The following is a 19,598-nucleotide window of genomic DNA, read 5'->3' as shown; positions in this document are numbered from 1 at the left end:
TGCTTCTATTGCCTTCTTGTAGCTTAGTGCCTTTTCTTCTACTTCTGCCAGTGTACTGTGTGCATTTCCGATATTGTTCTGGGTCATAGCATATTTTATTGGAAACTGTTCCACAGTTCTGATTTTCAGAGCTTCTCGATATGCTTTGATCGCGACTTTCATGTAGCTTGCTTTCTGTAGTTTTACAGAGCCAATTTCATATGCTCGGTTTCCTATTTTGAATAATTCGTCTGGAGTTTCTGCAAAAATCGATAGCAATTCTTCAAAAACAGAAAGTCCAGAGTGATTTAATTCCACAATATCTTCAAGATAGGCTTCTTCTGCCCAGATTCTATCTATATCTTTTTCTTTTATTTTCGTAAACTCTTTTTCACATAATTTTTCGATAAGTTCTTCCCACTGATATTTTTCTTTCTTTATACCTTCGTTCTCAGAAACTTTCTGTATTTTATCAAGTTGAAAAATTTGGTCTTCGTTATAAACACCGCAGATGTAAAGCTTTTTGACAGCTTTTAAAACAGATTTTTCTTCAGAAGTACACTCTTTAAATCTTCTATCCATTTCAGCTAAAGGCATGAAAATTGAGCCTACAGTCTTATTGAATCTGATTTCATTCCAATGTCGATCAACATTTTCTGCTATTTCTTTTCCCTGCTGTTCCGAAATTTCGTTTACTTCAATAATTTGATCGAAAATCCCGGTTTCTAAATCTAGATTTTTGTCCAGCATCCTTTTCTTTGTTTTGTTGTATTCTACTTCGGAACGGCATGTTGCTATAAGGTTAATTTTGTTTTTCCGACAGACTTCAAACAAATATTCAAAATTTTGCTGTTCTACGAAACGATGTAAGTCATCGATAAACATCAATTTGGGTTTCCAGAATTTCATTTGCCTGGGCAAAATAAAAGATTCTATCTCTATATCGGTGGATCTTGGAATTATAAGATCATGCTTTTTTGATTTTATCAAAGATTCGTAAATCATTCTGGTTTTTCCAGCAAGAGGTGGACCTACTATCAGTACACTTTTTTCATTATCCAGGCAATTCCAAACCTTTTCGTCTTCAGGTCTTAAAAAATAATATTCGTTAAAAGGTCTGTTTCCCAGAACTTCTTCTTTCCCTATTGAAGTTGAATTTTTCCATGTGAGGTTAAATAGACTCCTTAGCTTTTTCTGTCTTTCCCGATAGTTTTTATAAAGTGTGTGTGAGGCACTTATCATTGCTAAGAGTAAAGGAACCAAGATTCCAAGTTTTGCTTCAACAGATAGATTTGAATAAATTGAGACTAATTGAGAACCAGAGTCAGTTATATTTTGTATCAGAAAACTCGAATTAGTCATTTTTAGAAACCTTCTCAGAAAAAACTGTTTTTAATATTATTCTTGATCTTATTTGTCATTTAAAACCTAAGAATTTTAAATATATCGATATATTCTTATTTTTTAATAAGTGGACAAAAGTCAGTATATCAAATATTCACAATATCAAAAAAGCAAAAAATGGATCAAAAGAGAAAAAGTAACATTAAAACCTAAAATTAAAAAGTAGAACTTCAGTTTTTACTGAAGTCCGAAGTGCTCTATGTTCCAGTCTGCAATAGCCTGGATTTTCTTTATTTCTTCCTCGCCGCCTTTCATGGTGAAGAGATGTTTGAACCTTTTCTGGGTCCTCAGGTATTCCTCGACTGGTCTGGGATTCTTAACTTTTCTTACCTGAGTAATTTCCCCATTTTCCATTTCATACATGGGCCAGAGGCAGGTTTCGACTGCAAGTTTGGCGATTTCCAGGGTCTTGGATGTATCAAAACCCCAGCCTGTTGGACAAGGAGCCTGGGCATGGATGTAAGTAGGTCCCACGATTTCAGTTGCCTTCTTGACCTTTCGTATCATGTCTCTTGGGAAACCTATGGAAGTCGTGGCTACATAAGGAGAGCCATGAGCTGCCATGATAGCAGGCATGTTCTTCTTAGGGCGCGGGTTTCCAAAGGAAACTTTTCCGGCTGGAGTGGTTGTAGTACTTGCATCAAAAGGTGTTCCACTGCTGCGCTGGACTCCAGTGTTCATATACGCTTCGTTGTCCATGCACACATAGGTGAAGTCGTGCCCTCTCTCGAATGCGCCCGAAAGGGCACCGAGGCCTATATCCATAGTAGAACCGTCTCCCCCGATTGATACAACCTTGATGTCATCCTTTTTGCCAAGGGCCTTCAAGGCAGCTTCTACACCTGAAGCCACTGCACCTGCGTTTTCAAAGAGAGAATGGATCCACGGGACCTGCCAGGAAGAATATGGGAAAGGTGTTGACATAACCTCAAGGCAGCCCGTCGGGTTAATTACAATTGTATTTGGGCCTGCGCCCATAAGTGTGAATTTTGCAGCAAAGGCATCACAGCAACCTGCACAGCCGCTGTGCCCGGACGTGATATATGTTTTCGGTGCAGTTTTACTCATAGCAATTCCTCCTTAAGGTCCAGGAATTGGCTTTCAACCGTTATTCCTGACTTTGCAACTTTCTTGGTTTCTTCTATGACCTTTGCAATACTTTCCACAGGAATGTCACGGCCTCCGTGCCCTACAGTATAGCCAATCACAGGTACACGGACTTTACTGTTGTAGAGGCAGGATTTGGTTTCTGTAAAGAGTGCTCCTTCGTTCGTCCCTATGGAAATATTCTTATCAAGTACGACAACTGCGTGGGCATTCTTAACAGCCTTGCAAATCTGTTCCTTCGGGAAAGGCCTGAAGGACCTGACCTTTAAGACGCCGATCTTTTCTCCTTTTGCTCTATACTTATCAACAACATCTTTGATAGTGCCGAGAATAGAGCCCATAGCCATGATAATTATTTCAGCATCATCAAGCATATAACCGTCAATAAGTCCTCCGTGGTATCTACCATATACTTCCTCAAATTCCTTTGCAACGGCTTCGATCTTTGGAAGGGCTTTCTGCATTGCCTGTTCGTGAAGATATCTGAACTCTTCATATGTGTCCGGAGATGCAAAGGCTCCGAAAGTCTTGGGGTCTTCAGGATCAAGAATATCTTTAGGCTGGAAAGGAGGAAGGAAATCGTCAGTTAGGTCCTGTTCAAGCAGGACAACAGGCTCATAAACATGAGACAGGATAAAGCCGTCCATGCAGACCATACCCGGAACCATGATCTCATTATCCTCTGCGATCTTGTAGAGCTGAGGCAGGGTATCACACGCTTCCTGAACATCCTCTACATAGAGCTGCATCCAGCCTGTATCTCTCTGTGCAATAGCATCTTGATGATCGTTCCATATGTTAATTGGAGCGCTAACTGCTCTATTTGCCACTGTCATTACAACAGGAAGCCTCATACCTGAAGTGTTAAAAAGTGCCTCATGCATGAGCAGAAGTCCCTGGGAAGTTGTGGCTGAATAGGTTCTTGCACCTACGGCTGATGCTCCTATTAAGGTAGAAATTGCCGAGAACTCGGCTTCCACATTAACATACTCACAGTTAGGGATTTCTCCGTCTGCCATAAACTGGGATAAATGTTCAACAATATGGGTCTGAGGAGTAATAGGATAGGCTGAAATTACATTTGGACGGCAGACTTTTGCGGAATGGGCTACAGCATAGGAACCTTCCACGACGACCATTTTTTTTCTATAAGCCGGGTCAATCATTATTTCTCCTCCAGAATCATTTCAATTGCATCTGCAGGACACTCATTTGCACAGATGCCGCAACCTTTGCAGTAGTCATAATCATATTCAAAAAAGCCGTCTTCTCTGGGTTTGACAGACATATCAGGGCAGACAATATGGCAGATTCCGCATTTGGTACATTTTTCGTAAATATAAACAGGGCGGAAGTTTCTCCAGCCGCCAGTTTTGTTTATAAGGGTAGAACCAGGTTTACAGACTCTGCAGCGTGAAATATTTAAACATTCTTCTTCTCCATTACTCACGCTTCTTCCCCCCTGATAAGATTGTAGGCCTTCTGAATTGCATTTGCATTCTTTTCTCCTACCTTTCCTGAAAAACGAGCCCTTATTGCATGCTGAATTGATTCAACATTGATTTCTCCGGTTGCACCCGCAAAAGCTCCGAGGAGAACAGTATTTACAATGGGAACACCTATAATGTCCATTGCTACCTTGGTAGCGTCCACGGTCATAACCCTAGCTTTTGTATTGAGTTTCAGGTTTTCCGGTTTTTCGGTGGTGTTAACAATAATTATTCCGTCATCCTTTACCCCGCTTGCGATGTCAACAGTTTCAAGCAGGGTTGCATCCTGGACAATAACATAATCTGGGTTGTAGACCTGACTTCGGAGCCTGATAGGATTATTGTTAATCCTTGTGAATGCCTGAACTGGGGCACCTCTACGCTCTACCCCAAAAGCGGGGAAGGCCTGGCTGAACTTTCCATCTTCAAAAGCTGCAACGGAAAGCATTTCAGCCGCGGTAACAGAACCCTGGCCTCCTCGACCGTGTATTCTGATTTCCTTCATCTGGATTCTCCTTTTTAATGAGATTTTATCTATTATTTTTCAAATGTTTTTCAAATTTTTCTGTATTCTTGCTGTTCTCGGCAGTCTGTTTGGCAAGTTTTAATAGCTGTCTGGCACACTGCTATTAATCGAATAATAAACGAATTAACCTGATGTTATCCAATTTATTTACTTCCTCAGATACAATCAGAATTTATTACTTGGTCAGGCACTACTCTAATATAATAAGTGTGACATGTACATCCATGTCAGGGATCCAAAAACCTGGATAGTAAATTGTTAACCTGGATCTGTCTCACATCACTATTATATTTAATATTGAAAGATTTATTTTCAATTCTGGATTCACACTGTTTTATGCCTGATAGTTCATGGATAATAGTGTAGAATGTTATTAGGTTTTCGGTGAATTGATATATATTCTTTATATATATTTCTAATCAATATTTATTCTTTTAAATGTATTATATTTGTTATTTTCAGGTTAACCTGTCGCCGATTCATGTTTTTATTGCATAATAACCGTAAACAAATATCTTTTAAAAAATGTGTAGTATTTTAATAATTCTCCCTATGGAAATCCTTTATTAATTCAATTATCGCCTTTCCATCTTTCAGATTATTAATCTTTTCCCTAATCTGCCGCGAGCCGCGCAACCCTTTTGTAAACCAGTGAGCATGCATTCTTAGATTTGTAGATGTGTGGAGGTCGTATTCTTCAAGTAAGGCGATATAATTCTCAAAGTCCTCCAATTGCCTAACTTGCCTGTCAAATTCCAGCTTTTCCCCGGTTTCCAGGTAATGCCTTATCCTTTTGAAGATAAAGGGATTTCCCATTGCTGCGCGTCCGATCATAAGTCCGTCACAGCCTGTAAAATCAAGGGCAACTTCGGCAGACTCCTCATCCCTTATATCACCGTTTGCAATTACTGGAATGGAAAGTTCCTGTTTAATGGCTCTTATTGCTGTGAGGTCTGAACTTCCGGAGTACATTTGCTCTGCCCTTCTGCCATGTACAGTCAGGGCAGAAGCCCCAGCCTCTTCTACCAGGCGTGCAATCTCAAGGGTTCTTTCATCCCGTTTCAGAATGCGGATCTTTGCAGTCACAGGGGTCTTCAGCACATCGGTCAGCTCAGAGATAATTTCATATACGAGTTTCTTGGAACTGAGAAGAGCCGAGCCGCACCCTGTCCCAGTAATGCGCTGTGCAGGGCAGCCCATATTCACGTCGATTAGTTCAGGTCTGTACTCATCTTCAATTAAGAGCGCAGCTTCCCTCAGTTTTTCAGGTGAACTTCCTACAAGCTGAACTCCAAAAGGTCGGTCTTCAGGTGAAGATAATCCTTTGAGGAGCGATTTTCGGTTTTCGTTGAGCAGGGCATCTGCGCTGATCATCTCAGTATATGTAAGGTCAGCTCCATTCTGCCTGCAGAGTAGCCTGAAAGCCAGATTTGTCACATCTGCCATAGGCGCAAGAAGAAGGTTTCCAGGTGTTTCGATCTTCCCGATTTTTAATTTATTAAGTTTCATTTTTCCGAATGTTTTTTAATTTTTTCTCATTTTTTTTCATTATTTTCTTTTATTTATCTGTTTTGGGACTCTTTTTTAGATGTTACTGATCTTAAATAATTTTATAGAGACCTGATGCTCACGAGGTTGAAGGTCTAAATCTGCTAATCATCATTTATGAAAAACATTGTATATTTACGATTCAAAAGGGACACAGGTATTTTCTGTAAGTTGAAAATTCTCTCATACACTGAAGCCCAAAAACTCATGTAACTAGGAGTTTGAGAAATTTTCTGACAAAAATAGAATAATTATTTATAAACATAATCATTGCAATATATAATAATAAGAGAATAATAATAAGAGAAAAACACAAGCTAAAAACCTGAAGCTTCAAGCAATAAGAAACAGGATACCTGAACCAGTTAATTAAGAAAACTGATTTAGGGGGTTAAAAAGATAAGTTGAGGGTTATATAAACCTGATTCATGAGAAAATCAGTCTTACATATCCCAGATAAGGAATCCTGTACTGCGCAGTACCTATAATCCATTCATCTTTTACAGGCATATTATAACTTATCTGTCCTTCCTGGTCATAGTGACTGTTGGTTATAGCATTGTCTCCCTTAGTAATATAACCGGAATAAGGGGCAGGTGGACCGCCTTTCCACATCGGCTCTCCAGCTTCCACTCTATACATAGCCCTATGAATTATCGGAGTTACTCCTTCCTCTCCATACTGGCGATAAAGAATCACATTTCCATAATTTCCAAAAGACTTATAGCCTGTATTTTTTCCTTCTTCGTACGTTGTAATATTTGATTTATCGATGCTTTTGATGAAGATAATATCTCCTATTTGCATATGCGGTTCCATACTCCCCGACTCCACCGCAACCATAGGAGTCCAGAGTCCGAATGCCAGCTTGGAAAGAATCATGAAAATGATCACGACAGCTACAACAGACAGCAAGTCTTTTCCAAGGGAAACCCAGGGGTTTTCCTGTTCCTGGGCTCTTTTTTCCTTATTAATTTCGCTCATGCTAAGCCTTTATTCTTTTGATTTTATCCTTATAGATGCTAGTGTCGCGTAAATCCTTAAGGATTGAATGATTCTGCGTAGTTGTAATCGATATTATACGACATCTTGCTGTTGACGTGACACTAGGGTGCTGTGTTATATTCCATCTGATTTTGTCCTACTCAAAATCCTATCTGGCTAAACTTAAATCTTATTTGGCTAAACTTATTATTACCCAGGGACTTAGTACGATTTTCAGAGTATAATACAGCTGCAAAAATATTTCAGCCCTACATTCTACTTTTCTGACTTATATAAGTTAGTCAAAAATTGGTTTATTGCGCTTTCTCAGTAGGTTACTGAAGACTTGTTTTTACTTTATATTAGTTTTCAATTGACTTTTTTTAGCCAATTTTTTCTATTGATTTATCTGTTTTTCAATGTTTTTTATTGCTTATTCTAAGACTTTTATTGTTTCTTAATAAACGATGAGCAGATTCACTTATTGTTTTTTAATAAACAATGAACAAATTCCCTCATTGTTTTCTAATAAACGATGAACAGATTCATCCTACCTTACATAGAAACCAATACTCATTCTACAATAGATAGGAATTAATAACTATAAGTACTCTATCGAGCGTACAAAAGTTTCATAAATTCTTCTTTATGGTAACAAATTAAGTACCAGCAATAAAATAACTTATGCAACTTATAATTTATTGTAACTTTGAGTGGCTGTCTTGATAGTGAAAATCAAAATGTTCAATTGGAAGTCTGCATGGTTTATTCTGTGACGGAGCCTAAATTTAGTACATTAGTTTAGTATCTTATTAGTTTTTATATTTTAAGAGGGCTTTTGCTCTGGTCTCTGCAAGTCTTGAGTGAAACCGATTATAGTGCCAGACCAGGTACGAAAGATTTGGAAGAGCTCAGGTAAGTTCGAAAGGTCAGGTTGCAATTATGGAAAGAAAGGATATTATAAGGGTTGTTATGGAAAAAGAGTATCAAATCAGCCCTGAAGCCGTGGAACTTATTTATTCCAGTGACTCTTCCGAAGACCTGCTTAAATATGTCCTTTTAACTGTAAATGACTCTGTTATTGTCATAGGTGTCGAAGACATAGATCTTGAAGGCTTTGCCGCTTTTTCAGCAGGTGAGTCGCCTTTAGATAAAATACATGCCTCTTCTACAGAGGAAAGGAAAATTCTTTCCGGGGCTTCAATGCTTTCTTCCAGATCAGGCAACCCATCTTCCAAACCTGATTCCTTTTTAGTGCCCGATCCTCTTTCAGAATCTGTTCTTTCCTCAGAGCCCGATGCTATTACTGCAGCTCCTGACCCAAGTATAAAATCATCTCAAGACTCTGTTCCTGATTCTTCAGTTCAGGATATGGTTCTGGATAAGGCTTATGAACCAGCTCCAGATACTCCAGATACTCCAGATACTCCAGATGCTTCAAATACTCCAGATACTCCAGATGCTTCAAATACTCCAGATGCTTCAAATATTCCAGATGCTTCAAATACTCCAGATACTCTGGATATACAATCAGAAAATATTTTATCTGACGAAACTTCGGCTTCCAATCTTGTTTCAGACTCCATTTCTTCGGTGAAGGCACCCCCTCAAACTTTCTCTTCTCGTTCCTCCCTGGATGTAAACAGGTCAGTCTCTTCTTTTTTCGGGCAGGATAACTCTCTTTCCTCATTTCCTTCAAATAGGAGTTTCAGGACAGAACCATCTTCTTCTGAGAGAGAGATATTTTTGGATTCCAGGGATGAGTACAAACATTACCCGGGCAAAAATCCTGTGACTGTAGTTTCGGATATAACAGGGCACTCCACCTGTGTCGGGGAATATATGCAATTTGTGCAGTATTTCAGGGATAGATACAGTAGGCTTTCGGAGATTATCCGGGGCAGAATCAACGCACGCCCTATCGAAAGCTTAAAAAGAAGAAACTTCCGCAGAGGAGGAGATGGAGGCTCTGAGGAAATCTCGATTATAGGTATGGTTTCGGATATCAGCAGCACAACTAACGGTCATAAAATCCTTTCTCTGGAGGACCCAACAGGTTCTTTTTCAGTCCTTATTCGTAACTCCGATAAAGAGCTTTTTGAACTTGCATCAAAAATTCTCCTGGATGAAGTCATAGGGGTAACTGGTTCGATAACCAATGATGGGAGCCTCATGCTGGCAACAAAGCTAATACAACCCGATGTCCCAAATAGTGTCCAGCGCAGAACCGGAACCCATGGGAAAGCTGTATTGATTTCGGATGTCCACGTGGGCAGCTCCCAGTTTATGGAAGATGCCTGGCTGGATTTCCTGGATTTTTTGAAAGGGGAATCGGATTCAGAGGATATGCGGGAACTTGCAGCCAGTGTTCGTTATCTTGTTGTCGCAGGAGATATTGTTGATGGGATAGGAATCTATCCTGACCAGGAATTAGAACTTGATATTCTGGATGTCTACGAACAGTACAGAAAAGCTGCAGAATATTTCCGGGAAATTCCCGAGCGTATTCGTGTAATCATAAGTCCTGGCAATCACGATGCTGTTCGCCAGGCAGAACCCCAACCCGCTCTGCCGGAAAGTATCCAGGCGTATTTTCCTGAGAGTATTGTTTTTGTTGGTAACCCTGCTTTTCTGGAACTTGATGGTGTCCGCCTTCTTATCTACCACGGCAGGTCGATTGACGATCTTGTGGCGACTGTTCCAGGAGTCTCGTATCAGGAACCTGCGGGGGCAGTCCTTGAGATGTTGAAACGCAGACATCTTGCTCCGACCTATGGGAGTAGAGTTTCCATATCCCCTGAGAAAAAAGACTATTTTATAATCGATCCTGTGCCCGATATCATTCATACAGGCCACGTCCATACCCTGGGAGTCCAACGCTATAAGAACGTCCTTCTGGTCAATTCCGGAACATGGCAGGGCCAAACAGAGTTCCAGAAGCGTGTAAATCTAGTACCTGTCCCTGCTAGGGTTCCGATTGTGGATCTCGAGAATTTTGACGTAAAGATTCTTGCTTTTGACTGAACTTTTATAAACTTTCACTGGATCACTTGCTTTTAACTGATCACTTAATTTTCACTGGATCCCCGGATTTTCACTGAATCCCTGAAGCCTTCTCCAAAATTATTTTCCGATCCTTATATATACCACAAAGATTTAATATGCGGAAAATGCCGCTGGAAGAAAACAAGGAAAATGCTGGGGAAAATTTTCCTGAAGCTCAGAACAAAAACAGGAAGGAAGATACTGCTTCGCTTCCTTTTGACATCCCTGATTTTAAAACTCTCCTGAAAAAGCAGGGTTATGCTCTAGCAGGCCGCCACTCAGCTGTTAAGACTTGTCTCTGGCTAAGGCATGCTATGAATGGTCAGGGCTTCTGCTATAAATCGAAATTTTACGGAGTTCAGTCTCACCGTTGCCTTCAGATGACTCCAACACTTATGTGCAACCAGCGCTGTCTTTTCTGCTGGCGTCCGACTGAGGTTCCTGTCCCGGCGCCTGAGGAATGGGATTCACCTGAGAAGATCGTGGAAGAAAGTATTGCCTGCCAGCGTAAGTTAATCACTGGTTTTGGGGGTTCTCCAAATGCACTTAAGGAACGATGGCTTGAGGGCAACGAGCCTAACAATGTTGCAATCTCTTTATCTGGAGAACCGACCTTTTATCCTTATCTCCCTGAACTTATCAAGGAGTACGAAAAAAGAGGTTTTACGACTTTTCTTGTCACAAACGGTACAGTTCCCGAGATGTTTGCAAAGGTTTCTCCTTCCCAGCTTTATATGAGTCTCGATGCTCCGGATCTTGAGACTTACCTGAAAGTCTGTCAGCCCAGGTCGCCTGCCCTCTGGGAAAAGATTAATGAATCTTTGTCCCTGATGAAGCAGAAAAAATCAAGGACAGTCATCCGAACCACCCTTGTGAAAGGTGAAAACCTGTTCAAACCTGAGGCTTATGCCAGGCTAATGGAAAAAGCCTCCCCTGATTTTGTGGAGATAAAAGCGTATATGCATCTGGGTTTCTCACGACTCAGGCTTGATCGCTCTGCAATGCCTACACATGAGGAGGTCCTCGAGTTCTCACAGGAACTTGCAAAACATCTTGGATATGAAGTCGCAGATGAATCTGAAATCAGCAGGGTAGTCCTGTTATCAAAGGACGGGAGAAAGTCTCCTGTCAATGGGAAAAAAATCTCCTGTTAAAGGGAAAAAATCCCCTGTTAAATGAAAAAATTTCTTGTTAAAGGGAAAAATCTCCTGTTAAAGGGAAAAGTTTCTTGTCAACAAGAAAAAAATCCCTGTTAACGGGAGAACCTTTCCTGTCAAAAAGTTTTCTGCCTTGATTAAATTCAAGTTTTTTATCTTTAGTACCAGTATATCAAATGTGAATACATAGAAAAACTTTTATGTATTCATAAATATATAATATATGTGTGGGGATAGAAACAAATATAAACTCAGGTTTCATTTAGGGGTATAATTCCAGCATGGATTTATCCAGTTTTATAGTTATACACAGTTTGAGTAAAATTATGTCTCACATCTAGTGATATCAACAGAGCACGAAACAGGAAAAGTTTACGCAGCAAAGGAGCTGGCTTTTTCCGGAATTTCTGAGTGTCTTTCCCGGATTTGAAGTGTCGGTTTTTCTGGCAGCGTACTCTTACTCTCAGTTTCTTGTGTTCAGATCGGTTTTTACATTCAGCTTTCGGTGAGATGGGACTCGCTGTGTAATTTGTCATTATCAAATCCTCTGTCACCCTTGTTAAACTAACCGAAAAGCTAAACGAACGATAAACTGGATGATAAAAATTACCAAGAAACCACATTTATAATAAAATTGAAATTCTTAAATGTGTTTTCAAATTCGATAGTTTCAAAAAGGCTAACCAATTCATTGAAAATTTCGACGCGCTTAATAGCTCAAGTTAATTCAGCAGTTTAAGCTAATTCCATAACTCAAATTTATTTAATAGTCCGGATTAATCTGCCTTAAATTTATCAATCTCAATCGAAAAGACAATCTCAAATTCAATCGAAAAGACAATCTCAAACTCAATAAAGAATTCACCTCAAATTTGCCAAAATACCAAAATTTTACTATTATCTTTACGGGGTACATTTAAAATGACTGAACAATCTGCACACGAAAAGTACGAATTTAAAAAGAAGCTTGAGAGCCTGAGGGATAAAAAGGGAAGGAGTACTGAACTGATTTCTCTTTATATCCCTGCTGACAAGCAGATTTTTGATGTTACAAACCAGTTGAAAGACGAGCATGGACAGGCTGCAAATATCAAGTCCAAACTTACCAGGACTAATGTCCAGGGGGCCATTGAATCTCTCCTTTCAAGGCTCAGATATCTTGACAAGGTTCCTGAAAACGGAATCGTTTATTTCACAGGAGCCATAGATATCGGGGCTAACAAGACGAACATGGAGAGCGAAGTAATTGTCCCTCCAGAACCAATTACTGTCTATAAATATCATTGCGACTCCTCTTTCTATCTTGAGCCTCTGGAGGATATGCTCAAGGATAAGGGCACTTTTGGACTTTTAGTGCTTGACCGCAGGGAAGCCACAGTAGGGCTTCTTGTCGGCAAGCGAATCGAGGCTTTCCGCAACCTTACCTCAACGGTTCCGGGTAAACAGAGGAAAGGTGGTCAGAGTTCTCATCGTTTCCAGCAGCTCAGGTTAATTGCTATCCATGAGTTCTATAAGAGGATAGGAGACGCCGCAGATGATATTTTCCTCGCTGTTGAACCTAAAGATCTTAAAGGTATCCTGATAGGAGGCCCTTCTCCTACGAAGGAAGAGTTCTACGCCGGGGAGTTTCTGCACCACGAGCTTATGAGAAAGATCCTTGGGCTCTTTGATACGGCTTACACTGATGAATCAGGGCTTTCGGAACTTGTGAATGCTGCCGCAGATAAGCTTCAGGATCTTGAGCTAATGGGGCAGAAGAACGCTGTCAGGGCCTTCTTCAAAGAACTTATTTCCGACTCGGGTAAAGTAGCCTATGGGGAAACCCAGGTACGAGCAAACCTTGAAATCAATGCAGTGGATGTGCTTCTGCTTTCCGAAGATCTGCGGGCAGAAAGGGTAACCACAAAGTGCAGTGTTTGCGGATATGAAAATAAGTGGACACGGCGCTGGAAACCCGGGGAATCTGCACCTACAGCCGGGAATTGTCCAAACTGTGGAGCTTCCCTTGAAGTCACGGATGTTACCGATATTGTTGACGAGCTCTCAGCCCTTGCTGACAGAAGCAATGCAAAGGTCGTTTTTGTGTCTACAGACTTTGATGAAGGCTCGCAACTTATGAATGCTTTCGGAGGCATTGCTGCAATTCTCAGGTACAGTACTGGAGTTTGATCTAGAGTCTGATCTCACTTTGACTCCTATCTTAATACTTTTTACCCAATACTTTTTTAATTAGACCGTCCTTAGATCACTGAATCTAAATTAGTAAATTAAAACTATTGAATTAAAATTAGTAAATTAAAACTATTGAATTAAAATTAGTAAATTAAAACTATTGAATTAAAATTAGTAAATTAAACTTAGTAAATTTAAGACCATCACATTGTTTTCGTAGTTTTTACAGGTGATTTATCTTGTTCCTGGAATTAAGAGCTCAGGCTACATCAATCTTAAAAGACGCTATCCAAAAGGCCGGACTTGAAATTGAAGATTCCGAACTTTATTTCGAAACCTCTTCTTATGCTGACCTCGCAAGCAGGGCCGCTTTCAGACTGGCAAGTCTGTACAAGCAAAACCCGAAAGAACTTGCAACCCGTATTGTTTCTGCAGTTGAGATTCCGGATGGTTCGTACATAGGAGAAGTAAGTGCTTCTGGCCCTTACATTAACTTCCATGCAAGCAGGCGCTATCTGGATAAGACGGTTACTACAGTCCTTGAAGAGAAAGAGAAATTTGGCTGTGGAGCCCCAAAGGACAAAATTTTACTTGAACACACCTCAGCAAACCCGAATGGTCCCCTGCATGTAGGTCACATCCGAAACTCTATTATCGGAGATACTCTTGCCCGCATTCTCAGACGAGCAGGATACGATGTGGAGGTACAGTATTATGTCAATGATATGGGCCGCCAGATTGCAGTAGTTTCCTGGGCATGCGAACGCTTTGAGCTTGACCTTTCCAGAAAATCCGACTCTGCCATTGCTGATGTGTATATCAAAGCCAATGTCGAGCTGGATAAAAACCCGGAGTATGTAAAGGAAATCGACGCTCTTATGGAAAAGGTAGAAGCCGGGGATGCCAGGACAATCGACAGTTTTAGCAAGGCAGTTTCTCTGGCGATTTCCGGGATAAAGGAAACCTTACTTCGTTTAAACGTTGTTCATGATAAATTTGTCAGTGAATCAACTTTTCTTAAATCCGGCACAGTACATGATATTGTTGAGCGGATCAAGGCGACCGGAAGGACAAAAATAGACAAAGGAGCTCTTGTGGTAGATCTTTCGGATTACGGGTTTAAAAAAACCCTTGTTATCCAGCGTTCAAACGGCACTTCTCTTTACACAACCAGAGATCTTGCTTACCATGAATGGAAAGCCGGTCAGGCAGATCGCATAATCGATATTTTCGGAGCTGACCACAAGCTGATTTCAGGCCAGCTCAGGGCTACGCTGAACTCAATCGGGGTCAAGGAACCTGAGGTAGTTATTTTCGAGTTTGTCTCCCTCCCTGAAGGTTCAATGAGTACCCGCCGCGGGCAGTTCATAAGTGCAGATGAGCTCTTTGACAGGGTTACGAAAGCTGCCCTTGAACAGGTCGAAACCCGCCGTCCTGATACATCTGAGGAGTTCAAGAAGCAGGTTGCGGAAATGGTAGGAATTGGTGCTGTAAGATACGATATAGTAAGAGTCTCCCCTGAAAAGTCTACGGTTTTCAACTGGAAAGAGGCTCTGGACTTTGAGAAGCAGGGCGCTCCTTATATTCAGTATTCCCATGCCCGTGCCTGCAGTATTCTCGAGAAAGCAAAAGAAGAAGCAGCCTGGACCCCCTCCGCAGAAGTCGATCCTTCTCTTCTTGTTGAAGATACTGAAATCGATCTTATCAAGAAGATGGCATCTTTTGATAGCACAATCGACCTTGCAGCGCGCGAACTCAAACCTCATGTGCTTGCAATCTACGCCCGCGAACTCGCAGATGCTTTTAACCAGTTCTACCGCTTTGTCCCTGTAATTGCTGCTGAGGACGAAAAAGTCAGGGCTTCAAGACTGGCTCTTGTGAACTGCGCAAGGATTGTGCTTGCAAACTCGCTTGACACGCTTGGAATTGCAGCTCCTGAATCTATGTAAATATTTTTTTTCTTTTCCCTTTTCCCTTTTCCCTTTTCCCTTTTTTCTTCTTTTTCTTTTCCCTTTTCCCTTTTTTCTTCTTTTTCTTTTCTTTTTTTCTCCTCGATCTTTCCTTTCTATTTTTTTCTTCAATTTTATTTTTGTTTTACTATTTATGTGGATATACGAGTTTGATACTTCCTGGGCACCTTCCAGGACGCTGGCTATTGAAAATTATTTCTCCAATCCTGTACAGAAGGCCTTGAGAAAAATATAAAATCTTTTGCAGCAAAAAAGGTAATTTACAACTACTGCTACAGGATATTATGACCACGATAAATGAAGCTTTTCGGATGTTCTTAAATGAACAGGAAGGCAACTTGAAACCGGATGCCTTCTTGGATCTTGAAGATGTGATCCTTCTTTACGAGGAATTCCTTGAATTTAGTGCAGAAGATTCTTTTTCTGAAGAAGACAGGGAACTTTATAATGCCCGGCCCGAACACGAGAACAAGAGTTACTGCGATATTTTCAGCCCTGAGCATCTCACTCCATCAGGAATTAAGGAATTCCTCGACGATTATGTAGTTGAGGTGGGAGGAGGCAAGAAGTTTATAGGTACAGCCGCGAAAGTCATTGAAAAATTCTTTGAATGGGCTAAGGGAAAAGGTTACATTGACGAGAAAGCTTTTGAAGTAAACAGCGAAGTTCTCAGGAAGTATAAGAAAAGGTACTGATGTAAGAAAAGGTACTGATGTTGTGTAACCAGAAAAATGTCGTATAAAATCAATCGCAATTATTCAGAATCGTTAAATTCTTGAGGATTGACGAGACAGTAAACAATGTATTGAAGAAACTTTTTCTGGAATAGAGGCCTGAAAAGTCTGTTTTCAGGTAGTTTATTTCCCCTTTTTTGCTTATTCTGTTAATCCTGTTAATTCTACTGATTTCATTTATTTCGTTTATTCATCAATATTTTAGAAGTTCTTTCTTCTGTAGAGAGGAGTAGGTCGGAAATTCTCAAAAGCAGGGCAAAATCTTGAAAAATTGGAAAAACAATTCTCTTCTAGAACTGCCATGAAGACGATAGATAAAGCTTTTCTGGAATTTTTAAAAGACAAAAGAGAGAGCTGTGCCCCAGGACTTATCGGGACTACGAAAATTTAATCTCTCTTTTTGAGGAATATCTCGATGTTTGTGCTTCTGATGACCTTTATGAAGAGGATCAGGAACTCTATAAAGAGAAGTATAAGAACGAGCATAAAGAATACTGCCAGATTTTTGACCTTGCGTATGTTGCGCCTTCAGATATTGAGTATTTTCTTGAGGATTATCTGATTAATGATTTTGGAGGGAGCGCGGCTTTCGTTGAAGCTTCGAGGCGTTTTTTCCGTAAATTCCTGCCCTGGGCTTATGAAAAAGACTACCTTGATCCAGAGCATTATAGTGAACTTGCTAAGGTTGTAGGGATATAAAGGAAAAGGGGAAAAGACTGCTTTTCAGGTTCAGAAATTTGGCAGTTTGCTTTGCGATTATGTGGATGTACAGCCGGCTGAAGCGATTCCTGAGTGGAAAAAGGGAGATTTTGAGTAAGGATTATCGAACCCGGAAAGTTATGGGTAGAGGATTATCTGAATCCTTACAGAGAAATCGGGTCTGTTATGGTTTCGGAAGAGGTGAGTTCGCTGGCAAAGGCAGGTTGGTACCTTAATTTCGGAATAGTAAAAGTCGGGGACTTCTGGCAGATAGTATATTTAGAGGGAGTTTCTTCCCGTTGTCCTTATTGAAAAGCTCAGCACTTTCTGGAATTATTTGATGTCTCTATGGATTTTTTAACGAAATCGAATATCAAAGAAAAGGGATGTAAGGTCGATAAAATGAAAACAACAGTTAGTAGGTCAATTCATGAAATTCTGGAGGAATTCCTGGCTTAACAGGAAGCCCGCCTTAGCTCCAAAACTTATTCGGGATATGAGGAGGCAATCTCTTTTTTCAGGAACTATCTCAATAACTTCGGGCATCAGCATTTGAATAGGGCTGAGACTGAAAGATATGAGGAACTTGAAGCTTCCGAAGGCAAGCAGTTCTGGGATATTTTTGGCCCTGAACACCTTCGCTCTTCGGAAATCTCTGATTTTCTTGCTGATTTCATGGTCAGAAAGGTTGTAGGCAGCAGAACCCTTATGGAAACAACAGGCAGGGTCATGTATAAACTGGTCAAATGGCTGTATGAAAAAGGTTACATGCCTGATAAAGGATATGAAGAAGCGTCTGAAAACGTAAAAGAGCTTAAAATAGACCTTCCGTTAGTTGGAGAAGTAACTGATCTGATCTATGATTATGTAGAGAGACATCCGGTTGAAACCCGGTATACCAGTGACCTTGACGCATATTTCGATATCGTAAAAATCGAACCTGGAAAACTCTGGCTCGAAGACTACCTGGAATCAGGAAAATGCATTGGTTCGGTTGTTATTTCTGAGGAAATCAGTTCAAAGTGCAAAGTTGGCTGGACGGTTTCTCTCTGGGTTGCAAAAACGGGAAAGGTCTGGAGGATTCTCGAAAGTGGGAATGTGCTGCCCCGATGAGGAGAAAATCCAGTTTTGTATTCTAACGGTCTATAAAGAGCCAATATGAGTTCTTTGTGGCAATTTTCTTGCCTTTTTTTCATTTTTATTTTTTCTTTCTTTCAGTCAAATGCTTGTAAACACTTTCAAAGAGAGCTTTTCGGAATATATTTCCGAAATCTCTGTCATCATTGATTTTTTGGGATACTTTGACTGCTATCAATTAGCAGTATAGTTTTACTTTCATTTTAAACTTCCTATAATTTAATCAACTGCTTAAAATGTAGTTGAGACTGCACATAACTTGAAAAATCTCTTTTTTAAAAGATTTCATCATGCTACATAATATTCTTTTTTACCAATGGTATCAAGCGACTGATTATTTGTAAACTGAATAGTCACAAGCTATAAAGTATAATTTATATTATTTGAGATTCAGAGGATAAACTATTAACAACCGCGAACTTGTGCAACAAAAGAGAGACACTCTTATCCAGATGACAGATGGATTTGCAGACAGCTACCTTGATGAAGACTATAAAATGTTGTGTCAAAAACTAATCAATAAAATGAGCCGGAAAAGGCAGGTACCTTTTCTTTCCGGAAGGCTGGATATTTGGGCTGCGGCGGTGGTTTATGCGCTTGGGCAGATCAATTTTCTTTTTGGCAGAAGTTTTGAGCCCTATGTAAGTGCTACTGATCTCTGTGATTTTTTTGGGACAAGCCAGAGTACAACCTCTCAGAAAGCAAAGAAAATCCGCGATATGTTCAAAATAAGACATTTTAATGAGGAGTTCTCTACAGAAAGGGTGCAAAATGAGAATCCTTTTAATGACTTCGTAATGGTCAATGGGCTCATTGTCCCTATTTCTACTTTTATGAAAATGTTGGAGAACAGAGAAGTAAAGTTGCGGAAAGAACTTGAACTGGAAGATGAAGATCTTGAAACTGAAGAAAAATGAGTTCAGATCTCATTTCCAATTTCGTCAACTATACTGAGAACCTTCATTATTTTTGTCCATTCTTTAAGGTATCAGTCTTACACTCTGGATTAATTATCAAATAGACTTCAACTAACCTTCTTTTCGCTATAGTTTGTTATAATATGTTATAATAAACTATAAGTAAATCTCTCTGTATAAAGTAAAACATGGCTGAGACAACAACCATTCAAGTGAAACAGAGCACTAAAGAAGCTCTTGAAAAAATGAAGATCTATAAGCGAGAAACTTACAACGAGGTACTTGAGCGGTTACTGGAAGAAGTCCAGGAACTAAATGAGGAAACAAAAAAAGAAATCGAACTTGCCCGAAAAGCTGTTGAGGGAGGCAGGTACGTAACACATGAAGATTTAAAAAAAGAGCTGGGTTTCTAAGAAACTGATACTGAGAGCGAGATTTTGATGCATTACCAAATCATCTGGTCTGAACCTGCGGTCAATCAGCTCAGAAAGCTCGATCGGCATCTGGCAAAGCTTATTTTTCGTAAGGTCTCTGAGCTGAAGGAGGATCCATTTCGCTATGTAACAAAACTGGTCGGGTCTCCAAATTACCGGTTGAGGGTCGGGGACTATAGAGTGATCCTGGAGATTCAGGGCAGTTGCTTGAAAATACTCGTGCTTAAAATTGGGCACCGACGGGATATCTACAAATAAAATCTGTTTTTCTCCTTTACTTTGACTTCTTTACTTT

17 protein-coding genes are annotated in these 19,598 nt (G+C 40.2%); 10 read left to right on the top strand and 7 right to left on the bottom strand.

The window, feature by feature from the left end; all coding sequences use genetic code 11:
* From A9239_RS10045 to A9239_RS10015, 7 genes are all read right to left on the bottom strand, one after another.
* On the bottom strand, nucleotides 1-1,341 hold a 1,341-nt coding region (locus A9239_RS10045; protein WP_218104596.1), incomplete at its 3' end, for a hypothetical protein.
* A gap of 219 nt (nucleotides 1,342-1,560) precedes the next feature.
* Nucleotides 1,561-2,451, bottom strand: coding sequence for a pyruvate synthase subunit PorB (porB, locus tag A9239_RS10040; protein ID WP_048122598.1), 891 nt, complete (start codon nucleotides 2,449-2,451; stop codon nucleotides 1,561-1,563).
* Nucleotides 2,448-3,656: a pyruvate synthase subunit PorA gene (gene porA, locus A9239_RS10035; protein WP_048122596.1), complete on the bottom strand. Its 1,209-nt coding sequence runs from the start codon at nucleotides 3,654-3,656 to the stop codon at nucleotides 2,448-2,450. Before porA ends, porB begins: the two co-directional genes overlap by 4 nt.
* Nucleotides 3,656-3,940 carry a pyruvate synthase subunit PorD gene (gene porD / locus A9239_RS10030; protein WP_048122594.1) on the bottom strand — a complete coding sequence of 95 codons (285 nt, stop codon included), beginning with the start codon at nucleotides 3,938-3,940 and terminating at the stop codon, nucleotides 3,656-3,658. The genes porA and porD overlap by 1 nt, the downstream gene beginning before the upstream one ends.
* Nucleotides 3,937-4,485, bottom strand: a complete 549-nt coding sequence (locus A9239_RS10025) for a pyruvate ferredoxin oxidoreductase subunit gamma (RefSeq protein ID WP_048122592.1) — start codon at nucleotides 4,483-4,485, stop codon at nucleotides 3,937-3,939. Before A9239_RS10025 ends, porD begins: the two co-directional genes overlap by 4 nt.
* Nucleotides 4,486-5,043: 558 nt before the next feature.
* Complete coding sequence (gene dusB / locus A9239_RS10020) at nucleotides 5,044-6,015, bottom strand: tRNA dihydrouridine synthase DusB (protein WP_048122591.1); 972 nt, start codon at nucleotides 6,013-6,015, stop codon at nucleotides 5,044-5,046.
* Between the two features lie 465 nt (nucleotides 6,016-6,480).
* Nucleotides 6,481-7,038 carry a signal peptidase I gene (locus tag A9239_RS10015; RefSeq protein ID WP_048122589.1) on the bottom strand — a complete coding sequence of 186 codons (558 nt, stop codon included), beginning with the start codon at nucleotides 7,036-7,038 and terminating at the stop codon, nucleotides 6,481-6,483.
* 942 nt (nucleotides 7,039-7,980) lie between these two features.
* On the opposite strand from A9239_RS10015, the gene A9239_RS10010 reads away from it, so the two are divergent.
* The 10 genes from A9239_RS10010 (at nucleotide 7,981) to A9239_RS09960 (ending at nucleotide 19,561) form a co-directional block, all read left to right on the top strand.
* Nucleotides 7,981-10,062, top strand: a complete 2,082-nt coding sequence (locus A9239_RS10010) for a DNA-directed DNA polymerase II small subunit (protein WP_048156606.1) — start codon at nucleotides 7,981-7,983, stop codon at nucleotides 10,060-10,062.
* Between the two features lie 146 nt (nucleotides 10,063-10,208).
* A complete protein-coding gene (gene twy1 / locus A9239_RS10005; RefSeq protein WP_048122584.1) occupies nucleotides 10,209-11,237 on the top strand; it encodes a 4-demethylwyosine synthase TYW1 in 1,029 nt (342 codons plus the stop codon).
* A 924-nt stretch (nucleotides 11,238-12,161) separates the two neighbouring features.
* The gene (gene prf1, locus A9239_RS09995; protein WP_048122580.1) at nucleotides 12,162-13,409 is read left to right on the top strand and encodes a peptide chain release factor aRF-1; all 1,248 of its coding nucleotides are present in this window, start codon (nucleotides 12,162-12,164) and stop codon (nucleotides 13,407-13,409) included.
* Nucleotides 13,410-13,651: 242 nt separating this feature from the next.
* Nucleotides 13,652-15,361 carry an arginine--tRNA ligase gene (gene argS / locus A9239_RS09990; RefSeq protein WP_048156603.1) on the top strand — a complete coding sequence of 570 codons (1,710 nt, stop codon included), beginning with the start codon at nucleotides 13,652-13,654 and terminating at the stop codon, nucleotides 15,359-15,361.
* Nucleotides 15,362-15,666: 305 nt separating this feature from the next.
* Nucleotides 15,667-16,077 (top strand): hypothetical protein, encoded by a 411-nt coding sequence (locus A9239_RS09980; RefSeq protein ID WP_048122576.1) that lies wholly within the window; start codon nucleotides 15,667-15,669, stop codon nucleotides 16,075-16,077.
* 924 nt (nucleotides 16,078-17,001) lie between these two features.
* Nucleotides 17,002-17,127: a hypothetical protein gene (locus A9239_RS20450; protein ID WP_255361934.1), complete on the top strand. Its 126-nt coding sequence runs from the start codon at nucleotides 17,002-17,004 to the stop codon at nucleotides 17,125-17,127.
* 240 nt (nucleotides 17,128-17,367) lie between these two features.
* Nucleotides 17,368-17,928: a hypothetical protein gene (locus A9239_RS09975; RefSeq protein ID WP_230629051.1), complete on the top strand. Its 561-nt coding sequence runs from the start codon at nucleotides 17,368-17,370 to the stop codon at nucleotides 17,926-17,928.
* 446 nt (nucleotides 17,929-18,374) lie between these two features.
* A complete protein-coding gene (locus tag A9239_RS09970) occupies nucleotides 18,375-18,869 on the top strand; it encodes a DUF6398 domain-containing protein (protein ID WP_230629050.1) in 495 nt (164 codons plus the stop codon).
* A 188-nt stretch (nucleotides 18,870-19,057) separates the two neighbouring features.
* A complete protein-coding gene (locus A9239_RS09965; RefSeq protein ID WP_048122570.1) occupies nucleotides 19,058-19,282 on the top strand; it encodes a D-ribose pyranase in 225 nt (74 codons plus the stop codon).
* 27 nt (nucleotides 19,283-19,309) lie between these two features.
* On the top strand, nucleotides 19,310-19,561 hold the full coding sequence (locus tag A9239_RS09960) for a type II toxin-antitoxin system RelE/ParE family toxin (RefSeq protein ID WP_069575293.1): 252 nt from the start codon (nucleotides 19,310-19,312) through the stop codon (nucleotides 19,559-19,561).
* Nucleotides 19,562-19,598 lie beyond the last annotated feature (37 nt).

The organism is Methanosarcina sp. A14 (genome assembly GCF_001729375.1).
Taxonomy (GTDB): Archaea; Halobacteriota; Methanosarcinia; order Methanosarcinales; family Methanosarcinaceae; genus Methanosarcina; species Methanosarcina barkeri.
This window is presented reverse-complemented; position numbering and strand designations above follow the sequence as displayed.